Source organism: Stenotrophomonas sp. S39 (assembly GCF_016624665.1).
Taxonomy (GTDB): Bacteria; Pseudomonadota; Gammaproteobacteria; order Xanthomonadales; family Xanthomonadaceae; genus Stenotrophomonas.
In genome coordinates this window covers 16,429-33,698 of sequence record NZ_JACVTT010000048.1, presented here as the reverse complement: position 1 = coordinate 33,698, position 17,270 = coordinate 16,429, and the positions used below count along the sequence as shown (strand labels likewise).

General features: G+C 67.6%; 15 protein-coding genes. 6 read left to right on the top strand and 9 right to left on the bottom strand.

From position 1 onward, the window contains the following. Positions 1-52: 52 nt before the first annotated feature. Together IAE41_RS13480 and IAE41_RS13475 are read right to left on the bottom strand one after the other, a co-directional pair. Positions 53-1,180 (bottom strand): NAD(P)-dependent alcohol dehydrogenase, encoded by a 1,128-nt coding sequence (locus tag IAE41_RS13480; protein WP_200733467.1) that lies wholly within the window; start codon positions 1,178-1,180, stop codon positions 53-55. Between the two features lie 17 nt (positions 1,181-1,197). After that, positions 1,198-2,664 (bottom strand): benzaldehyde dehydrogenase, encoded by a 1,467-nt coding sequence (locus tag IAE41_RS13475; protein ID WP_200733466.1) that lies wholly within the window; start codon positions 2,662-2,664, stop codon positions 1,198-1,200. A 195-nt stretch (positions 2,665-2,859) separates the two neighbouring features. On the opposite strand from IAE41_RS13475, the gene IAE41_RS13470 reads away from it, so the two are divergent. Continuing rightward, complete coding sequence (locus tag IAE41_RS13470) at positions 2,860-3,426, top strand: DUF1415 domain-containing protein (RefSeq protein ID WP_079223466.1); 567 nt, start codon at positions 2,860-2,862, stop codon at positions 3,424-3,426. Beyond that, complete coding sequence (locus IAE41_RS13465) at positions 3,423-4,226, top strand: SDR family oxidoreductase (RefSeq protein ID WP_200733465.1); 804 nt, start codon at positions 3,423-3,425, stop codon at positions 4,224-4,226. The genes IAE41_RS13470 and IAE41_RS13465 overlap by 4 nt, the downstream gene beginning before the upstream one ends. Positions 4,227-4,551: 325 nt before the next feature. On the opposite strand, the gene IAE41_RS13460 is transcribed toward IAE41_RS13465, so the two are convergent. After that, positions 4,552-6,582, bottom strand: a complete 2,031-nt coding sequence (locus tag IAE41_RS13460) for a M3 family metallopeptidase (RefSeq protein WP_200733464.1) — start codon at positions 6,580-6,582, stop codon at positions 4,552-4,554. A 228-nt stretch (positions 6,583-6,810) separates the two neighbouring features. Between IAE41_RS13460 and IAE41_RS13455 the strand changes: the two genes are divergently transcribed. After that, entirely contained in the window at positions 6,811-7,215 is a 405-nt protein-coding gene (locus tag IAE41_RS13455) for a hypothetical protein (RefSeq protein ID WP_079223472.1), read from the top strand. A gap of 170 nt (positions 7,216-7,385) precedes the next feature. Here the strand turns inward: IAE41_RS13455 and IAE41_RS13450 are convergent, their stop codons facing one another. Further along, positions 7,386-8,498, bottom strand: a complete 1,113-nt coding sequence (locus IAE41_RS13450) for a PLP-dependent cysteine synthase family protein (protein WP_200733463.1) — start codon at positions 8,496-8,498, stop codon at positions 7,386-7,388. A 125-nt stretch (positions 8,499-8,623) separates the two neighbouring features. On the opposite strand from IAE41_RS13450, the gene gloA reads away from it, so the two are divergent. Together gloA and IAE41_RS13440 are read left to right on the top strand one after the other, a co-directional pair. Next, complete coding sequence (gloA, locus tag IAE41_RS13445; RefSeq protein ID WP_200733462.1) at positions 8,624-9,142, top strand: lactoylglutathione lyase; 519 nt, start codon at positions 8,624-8,626, stop codon at positions 9,140-9,142. A gap of 71 nt (positions 9,143-9,213) precedes the next feature. Beyond that, the gene (locus tag IAE41_RS13440; protein ID WP_200733461.1) at positions 9,214-9,642 is read left to right on the top strand and encodes a VOC family protein; all 429 of its coding nucleotides are present in this window, start codon (positions 9,214-9,216) and stop codon (positions 9,640-9,642) included. A 122-nt stretch (positions 9,643-9,764) separates the two neighbouring features. Here IAE41_RS13440 and IAE41_RS13435 read toward each other — a convergent pair whose 3' ends face one another. Further along, complete coding sequence (locus IAE41_RS13435) at positions 9,765-10,196, bottom strand: CBS domain-containing protein (RefSeq protein ID WP_079223479.1); 432 nt, start codon at positions 10,194-10,196, stop codon at positions 9,765-9,767. 387 nt (positions 10,197-10,583) lie between these two features. Further along, entirely contained in the window at positions 10,584-11,534 is a 951-nt protein-coding gene (gene yddG / locus IAE41_RS13430) for an aromatic amino acid DMT transporter YddG (protein WP_200733460.1), read from the bottom strand. A 299-nt stretch (positions 11,535-11,833) separates the two neighbouring features. Between yddG and IAE41_RS13425 the strand changes: the two genes are divergently transcribed. Further along, positions 11,834-12,307: a hypothetical protein gene (locus tag IAE41_RS13425; protein WP_200733459.1), complete on the top strand. Its 474-nt coding sequence runs from the start codon at positions 11,834-11,836 to the stop codon at positions 12,305-12,307. 28 nt (positions 12,308-12,335) lie between these two features. On the opposite strand, the gene IAE41_RS13420 is transcribed toward IAE41_RS13425, so the two are convergent. From IAE41_RS13420 to IAE41_RS13410, 3 genes are all read right to left on the bottom strand, one after another. Beyond that, a complete protein-coding gene (locus IAE41_RS13420; RefSeq protein WP_200733458.1) occupies positions 12,336-15,623 on the bottom strand; it encodes a transporter substrate-binding domain-containing protein in 3,288 nt (1,095 codons plus the stop codon). A gap of 54 nt (positions 15,624-15,677) precedes the next feature. Next, a complete protein-coding gene (locus tag IAE41_RS13415; protein ID WP_200733457.1) occupies positions 15,678-16,316 on the bottom strand; it encodes a response regulator transcription factor in 639 nt (212 codons plus the stop codon). A 422-nt stretch (positions 16,317-16,738) separates the two neighbouring features. Further along, entirely contained in the window at positions 16,739-17,260 is a 522-nt protein-coding gene (locus tag IAE41_RS13410; protein ID WP_200733456.1) for a dihydrofolate reductase, read from the bottom strand. Positions 17,261-17,270 lie beyond the last annotated feature (10 nt).

Below are 17,270 nucleotides of genomic sequence, written 5' to 3'. Positions count from 1 at the left end.
CCCCCCCCCCCCCCCCCCCCCCCCCCCCCCCCCCCCCCCCCACTACCGGGGGTTATGCGGCGATCCGCAGGATCGGCTTCAGGGTGATGCCGCGCGTGCTGTCCTCGGCCGCCTGGTTGATCTGCTCCAGCGGATAGAACTTCACCAGCTTGTCGAACGGGAACCGGCCCTGCAGGAACAACGTCACCAGCTGCGGGATGAACACCTGGGGCACGCTGTCACCTTCGACGATGCCGCGGATGCTGCGCCCGCCCAGCAGCAGGTTGTTCACATCGAAACTGGCCGTGGTGCCCAGCTTCGGCGCACCCACCACGCCCATCATGCCCAGCCCGCCCAGCGCCTCGATGCCGGCCGACAACACCTCCGGGCGACCGGTCGATTCCAGCGCGAAATCCGCACCGCCACCGGTGATCGCACGCACCGCTTCCACCACATCGGTTTCGCGGCTGTTGACCACGTGGGTCGCGCCCAGTTCCAGCGCCAGCTCCAGGCGCGAAGGCACCACGTCGATGGCGATGATGGTGGTGGCGCCGGCCACCTTGGCCGCCATCACCGCACTCAGGCCCACCGCGCCGGCACCGTAGCTGGCGAAGCTGCTGCCCGAGCGCACCTTCAGCGAATTGAGCACCGCCCCGGCACCGGTCTGGATGCCGCAGCCCAGCGGGCCCAGCAGTTCCAGCGGCGCATCGTCGGGCACCTTGATCGCGTTGATCTCGCGCGCGATGGCGAAGGTGGCGAACGAGGACTGCGCGAAGAAATGATCGTGCAGCGGCTGGCCGTGCGCATCGGTGATGGCGGTGTGGCCGTGGCCATCATCGCCGCCGAAGTTGAGCCCGAAGAAATCCTTGCAGTAGGCACCGTGGCCACCGCGGCAGGGGTTGCAGTGGCCGCAGGCGCCGTAGGTCAGCACCACGTGGTCGCCCACCTTCAGGTCGCGCACGTTCGGGCCCACCGCTTCAACGATGCCAGCGCCTTCATGGCCGAGCACCGCCGGCAGCGGCACGGGGTAGTACTGGTCGCGCACGATCAGATCGGTATGGCACAGGCCGGTGGCCACCACCTTCACCAGCACCTCGTCGTCCTGCGGGCCGCGCAGCCGCGCCTGCTCGATGACGAAGGGCTGTTCCTTGCCGCGGACCACGGCGGCGGTGATCTCACGCGTTGCGGTGTTGTCGTTCATCGTGATGGTTCCTTCGATCAGATCGGGTAGGCGGGCGCTTCGCCCTTGACGGTCAGCCACTGCCACTGGGTGAACTCTTCCCAGTTGGCCGGGCCGCCGATGCTGGTGCCGTTGCCGGACGCACCGACGCCGCCGAAGGGATTGATCACTTCGTCGTTCACCGTCTGGTCGTTGATGTGCAGCAGGCCGGTGCGCAGGCGCTCGCCCAGCTTCAGCGCGCGGCCGACGTTGCTGGACACGATCGCCATCGACAGTCCGTACTCGCTGTCGTTGGCCAGCTGCACGGCCTGGTCGTCATCATCGAACGGCACCACCACCGCTACCGGCGCGAAGATCTCTTCGTTGAACGCTGGGTTGTCAGCGGCCACGTTGCCGAGCACGGTGGGCGCGAAGAACAGGTCCTGGTGGGTGCCGCCGGCTTCCAGCGTGGCACCGGCCTTCACCGCATCGGCCACCACGCGGGCGGCATGGTCACGCTGGGTGGCGTTGATCAGCGGGCCGATCGCCACGTCTTCGCGTGCCGGGTCGCCCACCTTCAGCGACTTCGCCTTGGCCACCAGCTTTTCCAGGAACGCGGCATGGATCTTCCTGTGCACCAGCACGCGGCCGGTGGCCATGCAGATCTGACCCTGGTGCAGGTACACGCCCCAGGCGGTATTGGCCACGGCCAGGTCGAGGTCGGCATCGTCGAGGATGATCAGCGAATTCTTGCCACCCAGTTCCAGCGAGACTTTCTTCAGGTGCTTGCCAGCCGCTTCGCCCACCTTGCGGCCTGCGGCGGTGGAACCGGTGAACTGGATCATCGCCACGTGCGGATCGCTGGTCAGCGCGGCACCGGCGGCGCCGTCACCGGGCAGCATGTGCAGCACGCCGGCCGGCAGCCCGGCCTGTTCAAACAGGCGGGCGATGACCGCGCCACCGCACACCGCGGTGCGCGGGTCGGGCTTGAGCACCACGGCATTGCCCAGCGCAATGGCCGGTGCCACCGCACGCATGGCCAGGTACAGCGGGAAATTGAACGGCGAGATGACCCCGACCACGCCCAGCGGACGGCGCCGCGCCAGGTTCAACCGGCCCGGTTCGGAGGGCAGGATTTCGCCGGTGCTGCGCGAGGGCAGCGCGGCGGCTTCGTGCAGCGCCTTGATGGTCACCTTGGCCTCGAAGCCGGCCTTCAGGCGGGTCGAGCCGCTTTCGCGCACCAGCCAGTCCACCAGGGTGTCGATGTTGTCTTCGGCCAGTCGCGCGGCCTGGCGCAGCACCTGGGCGCGCTGTTCGTACGGGGCGGCCGCCCAGGCCTGCTGGGCCTGCGCCGCAGCGGCGGCCGAGGTGGCGACCTGGGCGGCGTCGGCCAGGCCGACCTCGCCGAGCGTCTGGCCGGTGGCCGGTTCGATCACCGGCTGGCGCTGGGTGGCGGCCTGCCACTGGCCGTCGAAGAAGGCGCCGGACCAGAGTTCGTCCGGCAGCCACGGGGAAGATGCAATCATGGGGTGTCCTCCTGTGTCGTGCGTCCATTGCACGCCTGGCCCGCCGCGCAGGCAATCGGCCATCGGTGCGATATCGGCAAGCGCTTGAATGGATGGGACTTTCCAGCATCGCCACTGTCCAGTGCGTGGACAGTGGACGCCGCGACGCCGGACGACTGCCTACAATGGCGGCCCCCGCCAGCCGAAGCGCCCGCCATGACCGACACCGCCCTGCCCACCGACGATCCGATCGCCGCCACCCGCCTGTGGCTGGAGCGGATCGTGATCGGTCTGAACCTGTGCCCGTTCGCCAAGGCGGTGTACGTGAAGGACCAGGTGCGCTTCGTGCTCAGCGACGCCACCACGCCCGAAGCACTGGTGGAACAGCTGGCCGAGGAACTGGTGCTGCTGCGCGATACCCCGGCCGAGCAGATCGACACCACGCTGATCGTGCACCCGCAGGTGCTGACCGATTTCCTCGACTACAACGATTTCCTGGACAACGCCGACGCCGCCATCGAGGCGCTGGACCTGCAGGGCATCCTGCAGGTGGCCAGCTTCCATCCGGATTACCAGTTCGATGGCGTAGCCGCCGACGATGCCAGCAATTACACCAACCGCGCGCCCTTCCCCACCCTGCACCTGCTGCGCGAGGAAAGCGTGGAGCGCGCCGTGGACGCCTTCCCGGACCCGGACGTGATCGTCGAGCGCAACATCCAGACCCTGGACCGCATCGGTGTGGCCGGCTGGCACCGTCGCCTGCGCGGCGAAGACCTGTCATGAGCGCGGCCCCGCCCATCGCCGCGTGGCCGGCGGCACCGCTGCAGGGCAAGGTGGTGCTGATCACCGGCGGCGCCAACGGCATCGGCCGTGGCATCGCCCAGGCCGTGCTGGGTGCCGGTGGCCGCGTGCTCATCGGCGATCTGGACGTGGAAGCAGGCCAGGCCTGCCTGGACGAATGGCAGCGGGGCGACGATGCCGCGTTCCAGCGCCTGGACATCGCCGACGAAGCCAGCGTGCGCGCCTTCATCGGCGTGGCGCAGCAGCGTTTCGGCCGCATCGATGGCCTGGTCAACAATGCCGGCATCGCCGGCCCGCACGGCACCGTGCTGCAGGACATGGACTGGGACGAGTGGCAGCGGCGACTGTCATCGCTGCATGGCGCCTTCCTGTGCAGCAAGCACGCGCTGCCGGCACTGGCGGCCAGTACGGCCGGTTCGATCATCAACGTCGCCTCCACCCGCGCCTGGCAGTCCGAAGCGAACAGCGAAGCCTATGCCGCGGCCAAGGGCGGGCTGGTGGCCTTCACCCATGCGCTGGCGATCAGCGCTGGCCCCGCGGTGCGGGTGAACAGCATCAGCCCCGGCTGGATCGGCACCACGGCCTGGCAGGCGCCATCGCGCCGGCATGCGCCGGACTATTCGGCCACCGACCACGGCCAGCACCCGGTCGGTCGCGTGGGCGAACCCGAGGACATCGGCGCACTGGCGGTGTACCTGCTGTCGCCGCTGTCCGGCTTCACCACCGGCCAGGATTTCATCGTCGACGGCGGCATGACCCGGAAGATGATCTACGCCGAATGACCGGCGTGCGAATGACCGGCGTGCGGTAGCGCCGGGCCATGCCCGGCGGCTCTTCCTGCCGCGCCGCGCTGCGCGCTCGCCGGGCATGGCCCGGCGCTACCGGATTCACCGCCTTTTTTTTGCATTTACGCCATGCCCGGATGGCGCAACAACGCATCGATCTGCGGCACGCACGTGTGAGGTAGCGCCGGGCCATGCCCGGCGGATCTTTTTGCCACGCCGCGCTGCGCGCTCGCCGGGCATGGCCCGGCGCTACCGGGATGCCGGATGTATTGGCAGGAGCATTCCAGTAGATCCACGCCATGCGTGGATGACGCCAGAGCGGTTACGCCATGCCCGAATGGCGCAGCAACGCATCGATCTGCGGCGCGCGCCCGCGGAACGCCTTGAAGTTCTCCGCTGCGGGGCGGCTGCCACCACGCGAGAGGATCTCATCGCGGAACCGCGCGCCGGTTTCAGCCAGCGCCTGCGGCGCTTCTTCAAACGCCGCATAGGCATCGGCGCTGAGCACCTCGGCCCACTTGTAGCTGTAGTAACCGGCCGCATAACCACCCGCAAAGATGTGGCTGAACTGGTGCGGGAAGCGATTCCAGGCCGGCGGATGGTTCACCGCCACTTCGCTGCGCACGCGGTCCAGCAGCGCCAGCACGCTGTCCTGCGCCGGTTCGAACTGGCTGTGCACCAGCATGTCGAACAGGCCGAATTCCAGCTGGCGCACGGTCGCCATGCCACTGTGGAAGTTGCGCGCGGCCAGCATGCGCTCGTACAGCGCGCGCGGCAGCGGTTCGCCCGTGTCCACGTGCGCGGTCATGCCCTGCAGGTGGTCCCATTCCCAGCAGAAGTTCTCCATGAACTGGCTGGGCAGCTCCACCGCATCCCATTCCACGCCGTTGATGCCGGCCACGCCCAGTTCGCCGATGCGGGTCAGCAGCTGATGCAGGCCATGGCCCATTTCATGGAACAGGGTGGTCACTTCGTTGTGGCTGAAGGTGGCCGGCTTGCCGTTGGCACCACGGCCGAAGTTGCACACCAGGTAGACCAGCGGCGTCTGTACGCTGCCATCGGCGCGCGCGCGGCGGTTGCGGCAATCATCCATCCACGCGCCACCGCGCTTGCCTTCGCGCGCGTACAGATCCAGGTAGAACTGGCCCACCAGCGCGCCCTGCGCATCGACCAGGCGGAAGAAACGCACATCCTCGTGCCACACCGGCGCGCTGTCGTCCTGCACGCGCAGGCCATACAGCTGCTCGATCACCGAGAACAGGCCGCCCAGCACCTTCGGCTCGGTGAAGTACTGCTTCACCTCCTGCTCGGAATAGCTGTAGCGTGCCTGCTTCAGGCGGTCGGCGGCGAATGCCAGGTCCCAGGCCTGCAGGCTGTCGATGCCCAGCTGCTCGCGGGCGAACTGTTCCAGCTCGGCGCGGTCCTTGCCGGCGAACGGCTTGGCACGGGTGGCCAGGTCACGCAGGAAGGCCAGCACTTCGGCCGGGTCCTGCGCCATCTTGGTGGCCACCGAGTAATCCGCGTACGAGGCAAACCCCAGCAGTGCGGCCAGTTCCGCGCGCAGGGCGAGGATGCGGTCGATGTTGCCGCCGTTGTCCAGCGCCTCGTCGCCGAATTCGGATGCACGCTGCGCGCTGGCGCGGTACAGGATCTCGCGCAGGTCGCGGTCTTCGCCCCAGGTCTGCAAGGGCAGGTAGCACGGCATCTGCAGGGTCAGCTTCCAGCCGGTCTTGCCATCTTTTTCGGCGGCGGCACGCGCAGCGGCCTTGACGTCGTCCGGCACGCCGGCCAGGCGCGCTTCGTCTTCGACGATCAGCGACCAGGCATCGGTGGCGTCGAGCACGTTCTGCGAGAACTTCGCCGACAGCGCCGACAGCTCCTCCTTGATCTCAGCGAAGCGCTGCTGGGCGTCGGCGTCCAGTTCGGCACCGCCCAGGCGGAAATCACGCAGGGTGTTGTCCAGCACTTTGCGCCGGGCCTCGTCGAAGCCGGCCGCGTCCGGGCTGGCGGCCAGCGCCTGGTACTGGCGGTACAGCGCCAGGTTCTGGCCCAGCGCACTGGCAAAGCGGGTGACCCGCGGCAGGTTGCTGTTGTAGGCCTCGCGCAGCTCGGGGGTGTTGACCACGCCCTGCAGGTGGCCGACCAGGCCCCAGGCGCGCCACAGGCGTTCGGTGGCATCGTCCAGCGGGGTCACGAAGGTCTCCCAGCGGACCGGCTGCACCTGCTCGGCGGCGCTGACGGCGGCTTCGGCCTCGGCCAGCAGCACATCCAGCGCCGGCCCCACGTGCTCGGGGCGGATCGCCTCGAAGCGCGGCAGGCTGGACGCATCGAGCAAGGGGTTGGCAGCGGTCACGGCAGGTCTCCAGGTTACGGGCCCGGCGGGCGGGCAGCCCTGTCGATATGGCGCTGGCGGGGCCGCCAGACAAGGGGGTGGGAGAGGTTACGGGCGCTTCCAGTAGATCCACGCCATGCGTGGATGGAGCTTTCCACGGAACCCCGGCATTCACGTCGGCCTTACGGCCCCGCGCCGAAGCTGGCGTTGCGGGGGAGACCGCAGTGGTACGTCCCGAGGAGGCCCCACATGGAAGGTCTGGCTCCAAGCACCACCGCTTCATCCGCCCGTTCGCTGGCCTTGACGGCCACCACGGACGAGCTGTCATGGATCGCCGCGCTGTGCGATGCCGGTGACGATGCGCCGCGCCACCTGGCCCAGCTGAAGGCCCTGCAACGCCAGGGCGGCCGGCTCAGCGAAACGCAGGAATGGTATCCGTTCGAAGTGATCGAACGCGGTGCCAGCCGCCTGCAGCCCGGGCACGAGCGCGAGTTCGTGATCTGCGTGCTGCTGTGGCTGAAGGCGCTGGCCCAGGGCCGCGCCAGCGTGCTGGACCCGCACCTGCACCAGGACGACCGCGCGATGGACATCGAGGCGTTACCCGATGCATTGCGCGACATCCTGCTGGATGCCTACATGGATGCGGGGTACTGAGCGCCGAGGGGCCTGTGACCGGTGACCGGTGACCGGTGACCGGTGACCGGTGACCGGTAGAGTCGACTGTTAGTCGACTATCGCGTGCAACGCGGGATTTTCGCGGTCTGAGCAGAGAGCAGTCGACTAACAGTCGACTCTACCGGTCGAGGCTCGTGCAGCCGGCCGCGTTACAACGCTTCCAGGCTGCACCACGGCAGCGCGGGCAGGCCCTGCCCGGCCACGGCTGCGGCCAGCTGCGCGTCGGCACCGTCCACATCGATGCCCTGCCGGCCATACCACGCCGGGTCGTAATAGCTGTGCGCGTAGCGCTCGCCGGCATCACACAGGATGCTGACGATGCTGCCCTGGTGGCCGGCCTCGCGCATCCACTGCGCCGCCTGCAGCACGCCGATGAAATTGGTGCCGGTGGAACCGCCGACACGGCGGCCGATCTGGCGGCTGACATGGCGCATCGCCGCCAGGCTGAGTGCATCGGGCACCTTCACCATCGCATCCACGCTGGTCGGGATGAAGCTCGATTCCACCCGCGGCCGGCCGATGCCTTCCACCCGCGAACCGCCGCTGCAGGTCAGCCCGCGCCAGTCCGGCTCGCCCGCCACGGCGGCCTGGTAGCCGTCGAAGAACACCGATACTTCCGGGTCCGCGCAGAGGATGCGCGTGTCGTGCCGGCGGTAGCTGACGTAACGGCCGAGCGTGGCCGCGGTGCCACCGGTGCCGGGGCTGCACACGATCCACTCCGGGATCGGGCTCGGCTCCTCGGCCATCTGCTTGAAGATGGACTCGGCGATGTTGTTGTTGGCGCGCCAGTCGGTGGCCCGCTCGGCGTAGGTGAACTGGTCCATGAAGTGGCCGCCGGTCTCGCGGGCCAGCCGTTCCGAATCGCAGTTGAGGTCGCAGGCGCGCTCGACCAGGTGGCAACGGCCGCCGTGGAATTCGATCGCGGCGATCTTCTCCGGCGAGGTCGTGGCCGGCATCACCGCAATGAACGGCAGGCCCAGCAGGCGCGCGAAGTAGGCTTCGGACACCGCGGTCGAGCCGCTGGACGCCTCGATCACCGGCCGCCCCTCGCGCAGCCAGCCATTGGCCAGCGCGTACAGGAACAGCGAGCGTGCCAGCCGGTGCTTCAGGCTGCCGGTGGGGTGGCTCGATTCATCCTTGAGGTACACGTCGATACCCTCGAACCCGGGCAGTGCCAGCGGGATCAGGTGGGTATCGGCGGAACGGTTGAAATCGGCTTCGATCTTGCGGATGGCGGCGGCCACCCATTCACGCTGCGACATGGCGGGCAATCGTTGTCAGGACGGAACGGTGCGATCCGTCCATTGTACGTCGCAGTGCCGTCAGGTGGCGGCCGGTAGAATGGCCCCATCCGGCCAACACGGCCCTGTCTGAAGGACTTTCCCCCATGACCCTTCCCGCCCTGCGCGACATCCCCGGCGTGGCTGCCCAGGCCCCGGCCGAAACCCACGGCTTCGTGTTCAACCACACCATGCTGCGGGTCAAGGACATCACCGCCTCGCTGGACTTCTACACCCGCGTGCTCGGCTACCAGCTGATCGACAAGCGTGATTTCGCCGAAGCCCAGTTCAGCCTGTACTTCCTGGCCTACGTGCCGGCCGGCGTGGCCGTGCCGGAGGACGATGCCATCCGCCGCGTGTGGATGGCCGGCCTGCCGGGCGTGCTGGAGCTGACCCACAACCATGGTACCGAGACCCAGGACGGCCCGGTCTACCACGACGGCAACAGCGATCCGCGCGGCTTCGGCCACATCTGCGTGTCGGTGCCGGAACTGGAAGCGGCCTGCCAGCGCTTCGAAGACCTCGGCGTGCCGTTCCAGAAGCGCCTGACCGATGGCCGCATGAAGAACATCGCCTTCATCAAGGACCCGGACGGCTACTGGGTCGAGATCATCGCCAACGCCTGACCGGCCGCGCCAGGCGCTCGCCGGGCATGGCCCGGCGCTACCACAGCGGTCCCCTTCTTGTAGAGGTACGCATGGAAACGATGGAACTGCATCGCGGGCGCCTGATTGATCATCTGCAGCTGGTGGTGCGCGACCTGGCCGCCAGCCGCCGCTTCTACCAGGCGGTGTTCGACAGCATCGGCATTCCCATTGCCGGTGAAGGCCCGGACTATTTCTGGGCCGACGAGCTGTTCATTTCCACCGCCAGCAGCGACGCCGCCGCCGGCCAGCTGACCGGCCGCCACCACCTGGCCTTCCAGGCACGCGACGCGGCCACGGTCGATGCCTTCCACACCGCCGCCCTGGCCGCTGGCGGCACCGACAACGGCGCGCCGGGCGAACGCCCCTACCACCCGGGCTACTACGGCGCCTTCGTGCTCGACCCGGACGGCAACAACATCGAAGTGGTCTACCACGGCCCGGCCACGTACAGCGCGGATTCGGTGAAGGTCAGCTTCTGAGTCCAGCGCTGCGCGCTCGCCGGGCATGGCCCGGCGCTACCACCAGAAAAACCGGGCATGGCCCGGGGCCAACAACGAAGAAGCCGGGCAGTGCCCGGCTTCGTTCTTCCTGCGTGGCTGCCTCAGTGGGCGGCCATGTAGATGTCCTGCAGCACGGCTTTTTCCAGCTCCAGCTCGCCCAGCACGTTCTTCACGATATCGCCCAGGCTGAGGATGCCGATCAGGCGGTTGCCATCGGTGACCATCAGGTGGCGGCGGCGCGAGTAGGTCATCAGGGACATGGCCTGCTTCAGCGTGGCCTCCGGCGCGATGCCTTCCAGGCCGGTGGTCGGCACGGTGGAAATCACCCGGCGGCCGGCCTGCGGGCCGTCGTCGGCCAGGCTGCGCACGATGTCCTTCTCGGAGATGATGCCGACCGGCACCTCGTCCTTCATCACCACCAGGGCAGCGATTTTATTCGCGCTCATCTTGTGGGCGGCGGCACCGATGGTGTCTTCCGAATCGATGGTGATGACAGCTTCTTTCTTGGATTGCAGGAGTTCGCGGACGTTCATTCTTGTTTCCTGGTGCAGGTCACTGAAGTCAAAAAAGTGTGCTCTTCCGAATCGCCCCCTCCCCGGGAACAGACCTTTCAGCGCACGTCTGGCGCACGGGGTGGCCGCGGGACTGCATCGGCCAGCACGGTGCTGCAACGCGAACGAGGCCGGTGAAGGGCAACCCGCAGGGGCCTCGGACGATTCGATTCTACGACTGCCCTGCCCGGCCACTACCGGCACCGATGGGACGCTTCGTCGTGGAACCTGTCGACGATTCCGAGAATCGCACCCGCGGCAAAACCGGCGCTGAATACAGCACTTTGAAGCGGCTCAAGTTCGCCGCCGCGCGGCCGACGCACGCGCAACCGCCTGACCGTGCAAAGTCAGGCCGGTGCAGGCTGGCCGTCAGGCGGTATGTGCGGCCGGCGGTGCCGGCGGCGGCAGCGGCCGCGCGCGGGTGGCCCACCAGCACAGCAGCGAACCGGCGGTGACGCAGGCCACGCCCTGCACGAAGCCCATGCCCGGCTGCAGCGACAGCCACACGCTGCTCCACAGCACCGACAGCACCGGCGCGAAGTAGGAGAAGATCGCCATCGAGGTGACATTGCCGTGCTGCAGGCCATGGTTCCAGCACGAGTAGGCGGTGGCGGTCAGCAGGCCGAACACCGCCACCTGGGCCAGGCCGCCCCAGTGCAGGTGCAGCGGCGGCGCATCGCCCAGCGCGTACTTCAGCCACAGCACCACGGCGGTGGCGACCATGAACAACGGCACCGCATTGCGCGAGCCACCGATGCGCTTGGTCACCACCGAATAGGTGGCCCACATGCACGAGGCCGCCAGCGCCAGCGCGTACGCCAGCGGGTTGCTGCGCAGGTTGGCCAGCAGCATCGCCGGCGACCACGCGCCTTCGCCGGTGATGACCAGCACCACGCCCAGCAGGCACAGCACGGTGGCCGGCAGCAGCAGCCAGTTGCCGCGCTGCATGCGGGTAAGCACGGTCAGCAGCACCGTCAGGCAGGGCCACAGGTAGTTGATCATCACCAGTTCCAGCGCCTGCCCACGGTGGTGGGCCAGGCCGATGGACAGCGACAGCGAGATCTCGGTGCCGATGAACAGCGCACCGCCGATCAGCAGATAGCGACGCGGCAGCTGCGAGGGGCGCGGCACGCCCAGGATGAGCGCCGAGAACACCGCGGCAGCGGTGAAGACCAACGCGGCGCCACCGACCGCACCGAAGATCTCGGTGATCGTGCGCAGCATGCCCAGGACCGGGCTCCACAGCAGCACGGCGCTGGCGCCGATGAGGGTGGGAAGATGGGGTGACGCGGAGGCGCGCAGGGCGCGGAAGCCGTACATGGGGGCGACGACAACAGAAGGCGATCGGTTGAAAGGCACGCGCAGCGATGCGCCCGGCCCCGACAGCGGGACAGGCAGATCATGCGGACGCGTGGGTCCTGGGGAGTACGCTGGTCCGTAGCGACGTCCCCGGAACGCCCCGGCACTGTGCGTTGCAGGGGGGTACGGCGGGAGGCGGGTTACAGCAGCCGACTGGCCGAGGCGGATTGTACGCTTTCGATGCTGCGTCGCAATATGGCGCTGTTCATGCAGGTGGCTTTGCGTAGAATTCCCGGCCCGCACGCAAAGGAATGACTGCAATGAAGCTGTCCCCCACCCGCACGTTCGCCCCGATCATCGCCGCCCTGCTGGCCATGCCGGCCGCACAGGCCGCCACGACCATCGACGCGGCGCACTGGCAGAAGCTGGCACCGACCCTGCAGGCCGCGCTGGAATGCCGCGCCGATCCGGATGCCGCCGCAGCCGCCCTGGCAGGCCTGTCCGGCAAGCTGGATGGCACCGACGAACCGATCAAGCCGCCGGTGCCGTTCACCGTGTTCGGCCTGCACGTCCGCTCGGTGTCGGTCTACATCGATCCCGACGGTGACCTGGGCGCCAGCTACACCGCCCAGCTCTCGGCCAACGCCGCCGCGGTGCGTACCGCCTCCAAGCTCGGCCGCAAGCCCGAGCGCGATACCAGCATGGGTGTGCTGTCGATCGCCCAGGACGGCTCGGCACAGCTGACCTGCCTGGTCTATGGCGGCTACGACGAGCGCGGCTATCAGGAACCCTGAGGTACCTGCCAAGTGCGCGCCGGCTCCGTCACGGCGGGGCTGGCGCGTGCAGCGCTGCACGCGCGCGCCGCGACAGCTGCGCTATCGCGGCACCCGCCGCCTGCAGGAAGTGCTCTACCTGCGGGTGCAGCGCGCAGCCGCCGCTGAACGTCTCCTCAAGCAGCTTTCCTTCGTCGGCCAACGCAATCAGACCGGTCACCGCCAGCCCACCAGTGATGCGGTGGATGCGCCGGCACGCTTCCTGTGCATCCCCCGCCCGCAGTGCCTGCCGAAGGGCGGGCGCGTCCTCCCCGAACGCGACGGCGAGAACATCGACCATCTGCACGGCCACCGCCGCGCCCCCCAACTGGCGGCAGAGCGCCTGCCAGGCATGGTCCGCCGCAGCCTGCAGCTCGCCGGGGGCATCGGTGTTGCAGGCGTGCCCCCCGAGCGGCTGCATCCGGCCCGATGACGGCCCAGCCCCCTCGCCCTCCAGAAGCCGCATCATCGTGGAACGAAGCGCCGCGATATCAAACGGCTTCAGCAGCACACCGTCCGCCCCGGCCGAGGTGCATGCCTGCATGACCGCGTCGGACGTGCTGGCCGTCATCGCCACCATCGGCAGCCGCGCCATGGCTGCATCGTCCGACCCGCGCACGGCCCGCATCAGCGCATAGCCATCCATGCCGGCCATCTGGCAATCAGTCAGCAGCAGGTCGATGTCGCCCGCGCGCTTCAACCTCTCCAACGCCTGCGCACCGTCGGCGGCCACAACAACGTCCTGGCCCAGGATATCCAGCCGGTACTGCATCATCAGCCGGTTCGCGGCATCGTCTTCGGCCACCAGCACGCGCCAGCGGCGGGGCATGGGCGGCGTCGCTTCCTCCGGGTGCTCCCCGGCCTGCCGCTGTGCCGGCGGCGCCTCGAGGACGAAGCTCACCTCGGTGCCCCGGCCGAGCGCACTGTTGATGACCACGGTTCCGCCCATCAACTCGACCAGGCCCTTTACGATCGCCAGGCCCAGGCCGGTGCCACCGTGCTCCCGTGCCGTGGCAGCGGTTGCCTGCACGAAGGGCTCCAGCACACCCTGCAACTGTTCAGTGCTCATGCCGATGCCGGTATCGGCAACGGCAAAACGCAGCCGCTGCGTCACTTCCCCGGGCCGCGGCGCAAGCACGTCAACGGACAGGTCAATGGAACCCTGCGCCGTGAACTTCGTGGCATTGCCCACCAGGTTCAACAGGATCTGGCGCAGCCTCAGCTCATCCAGCAGGTACGCCGGCGCAAGGTCACGATCAATCCGGATGTTGAGCTCAACGCCCTTGCGCCAGATGTCAGGCTCCATCAGTTCGCCGATGCCCGACATCAGCGCGGTCACATCGGTCGCGGCCGGATTGAGCTGCATGCCACCGCCCTCCAGCCGCGAAACATCCAGCACATCGTCCAGCAGCAGCCGCAGAGTGCGGGTGGCCTCGCCGACGATGGCCAGGATGTCCGTCTGGTCCGGCGTCAGTTCCGTTCCATCCAGAATTTCGACCATGCCCATGATGGCGCTCATCGGGGTACGGATCTCGTGGCTCATCGTCGCCAGGAATCCGGCCTTCGCCTCGGCCGCCCTTTCCGCCAGCGCCCTGGCCCGTTCCAGCTCGACCTCGGTGTCCTTGCGCCGCTGCACCTCGCGTGCAAGCCGCACCTGGTTCCAGCCCTGCACCAGGATGGCGGTCAGCAGGATGCCAAGCACCGGTACCAGCCAGCGCCAGAGCGTGGCCCAGTCCACCCCGTTGCCGTAGCGCACCGCAATCCACTTGCTGCGCAGATCCTGCTTCTCCCCTGGATCCATCTGCGACAGCATGCGATCCATCACCGCCACCAGCGGCGCATGCCGGCGCTGCACCGCGAAACTCAGCTCATCGGAGAGCCCGGTCGTGGCCACCACCTCCAGTTGCCCCGAATGCCGGGCGCGGATCACCGCGTCGATGGCGGCCAGGTTGCCAACATAGACATCCGCACGCCCCGCAACGACGTCCTGGAGGCCGCGCTCCGTACTCGGCACCGGCACCACCCGCGCCCGTGGTGCGACCGACTGCACGTACCCGGCAAGCCGCTCCGGGTCGGATGAGGCGACCCTCAGGCCGTTCAGGTCGCTCAACGAACGGATATCGACCCCATCCCGTGCAGCGACCACCACGTTGGCGACCGTTGCAAAGGGCTGGCTGTAGATCCAATCCTCGCCAAACCACGTGCCATCGCGCGGCACGGCCACCACCACGTCCACGGTCTCCTCGCGAATCGCCTCGCGGATGTCGTCCCACGGCGCCGGCTGCACCGGGCTGAACTGAGCGCCGATCACCCGCAGCTTGCGAAGGTATTCGCTGGCCAGTCCCGAGGGGCGCCCACTCCTGTCGGCAAACGCAATCGGCGCGAAATCGCTGGGCCACCCCACGCGCAACGTGTGGCGCATCGCCTGCACTTCCTCGGCGCTCAAGGCGAACTCGCCCCGTTCGTTCCAGGCAAGCGGGGCCAGCCAGCGGTCGCGGTACGCCTGCCGCTCGGCAGCGCTGAGCGAACCGAGCGCCTCATTCAAGGCTTCCACCAGCGGCTGCTTCGCATTGGGCACCGCAAAATGCAGCAGATCGTTCGGCAGCCCACTCGGTCGTATCAGCGCCAGCGCCTGGAAGCGCGGGTTCTGCAGCAGGCGCGTTGCCACCTGCGCGTCGCCCAGGAAAACATCAGCGCTTCCCTCGGCGACCAGTTCCATCGCCTCCAGGGGCGCTGAAACGCCGATGTGCACAGCCTGCGGAAACCGCTTCTTCGCATATTCTTCCGTTGCAGCACCCGCCGTGGTCACCAGACGCACGCCCACCAGCGCGGGGTCGGCGCGCAGCTGGGGGTCATGGGGGTACGCGATCAGCCCGACCGGGGCCTCTGCATAGGGGTCCGTATAGACCAGGCAGCGGGTGCGGCCGGCGCTCAACGAGACGTTCATCAGCACGTCGACACGGCCTGAGCAGGCGGCAGCCAGAAGCTCCTGGAAACCACTGAACCGCTCGAATCGAAGCGTCAGCCCCAACCGCTTCGCCAGATTGGCAAGCAGCTCTGGCGAAAGTCCTGCGGGCTGACCGTCTTCCACACTCTCGAACGGAGGCCAGTTCCCCACGAACCCCACCACCACCACCGGCCGCTCGGCAATGAACCGCTGTTGGGCAGGGCTGAGGTGTATGGCCGAAGAGGCGTGGCCGCCAGCAGCAGAGGGTTCTTCCCCGCGCGCACCCGCCGGTGGTGCAAGCACGCACAACAGGAACAGGGCAGCAAGCGCCGCCACAAGTCTCCGGGTCAAGCCAGTATTCTCCTTGCTGGGGTAGATGGACGGTCACCGCTGCCGGCACGGCAGTCAGCCGGTGCGGACGCCCCCTCGCAGCGATCTCAGATAGGTATAGAGCTGCATGGTGTCGACCAGGCCCAGCTTCTTCATCGCACTGGTCTTCTGCTTGCTGATGGTCGCCACGCTGCGCGAGCTGCGCGCGGCAATGGCCGTGACCGAAAGGTTGTTTGCGAGCTGCCTGAGCACGTCGATCTCGGCCTTGGTCAATTCCGCTTCGGGAAGCGAGACGTCAGGGATCAGGTCTTCACCCTGGAAACTTTTTCCGACATGCGTACCGGCACGTTCCACATTGCGCAGCGCCTCGAGCAGCTCATCAACCTCGTCGCGCTTGGACACCACGCCACTGACGCCCAGCCCGACCAGGGCATCGACGATCACCGCGCTGCCCGAGATCGTCAGCACCACCACCCTCACTCTTGGGTAGCGGCGCCTGAGCAGCTTGATCAGGGCCAGGCCGTCCGTGGATCCCGCCTGCGCCATGCTCAGATCCGTGATGACCAGATCCGCAGATTCCGCCTCGATGGCCTCGACCAGATCCCGGCCGTTTGCGACCTCCGCCACCACATCGCACCGCCCCCAGATTTCTGCAACCAGTTTCATTCCAAGACGCGCGGCAGGGTGATCATCAGCAACGACAACTCTGTACACGGCGCTCTCCCTAGGCACGTTCCAGCGGTGCTGCAACCTTCTTCCCAGTGGCGCAATAATTCAATGCAACTACTTGGATAATCGCTTTTTGCGACACAGTTCCGGAACTGTCGTCGCAGTCGGTGCGGCGCCATTGACTCCTGTAGAGCCGAGCCTACGCTCGGCTGCATTCGCTTCTGTAGAGCCGAGCCTATGCTCGGCTGCATTCGCTTCTGTAGAGCCGAGCCCACGCTCGGCTGCACTTCGGCCAGATCACGATCAGGCCGCGCTACCCGTGGTGAGCCGAGCATGGGCTCGGCTCTACACGGGATCATCAATAACGCGTGGGCGCGGCATGCCACGTGCACTTCTCAGGCGATTACGCGTACCAGGTCGCCTTCAGCGAACGACCTCGTATGTCGTACGAACCAGTCCATCGTCTGTCACATGACTCCCGCGCACCACGAGTTGGAGCTCGGCGTCCAACTCACCGAACAAAGATCCCCCGCTCCCAGCACGACGGGGGCGACCGAAATCGTGAGCTCGTCGACCAGATCCGCGCGCAGAAAGGCTTGAATGGTGCGCCCGCCATCAATGTACACGTCCTGGACGCCCAGAGCATCAAGAACCCGACGCGCATCCTCGACAGATCCTGCCACTCGTACACGCGGGTCATCGATCTGGCCACGCGTCGTCAGCACGACCACCTGCATGCCCTCGAACGGCCACTCATCAAACCCGATGACCGTCTCGTAGGTGGCCCGCCCCATGACGATGGCATCGACCTTCTCGATGAACGTGTTCCAGATCAGCGCAGGATGCTCGATCACCGCGTTGACGTTGCGCCCACGTGCCGGCAGGTCGGTCAGCCAATCGAGCGTGCCGTCGTCGCGGGCGATCTTGCCGTCAAGGCTTGTGCCGATGAACACACGTCCGCGCCAGGTTCGAGCAGTCGTCATTTCCATGTTTCCATCG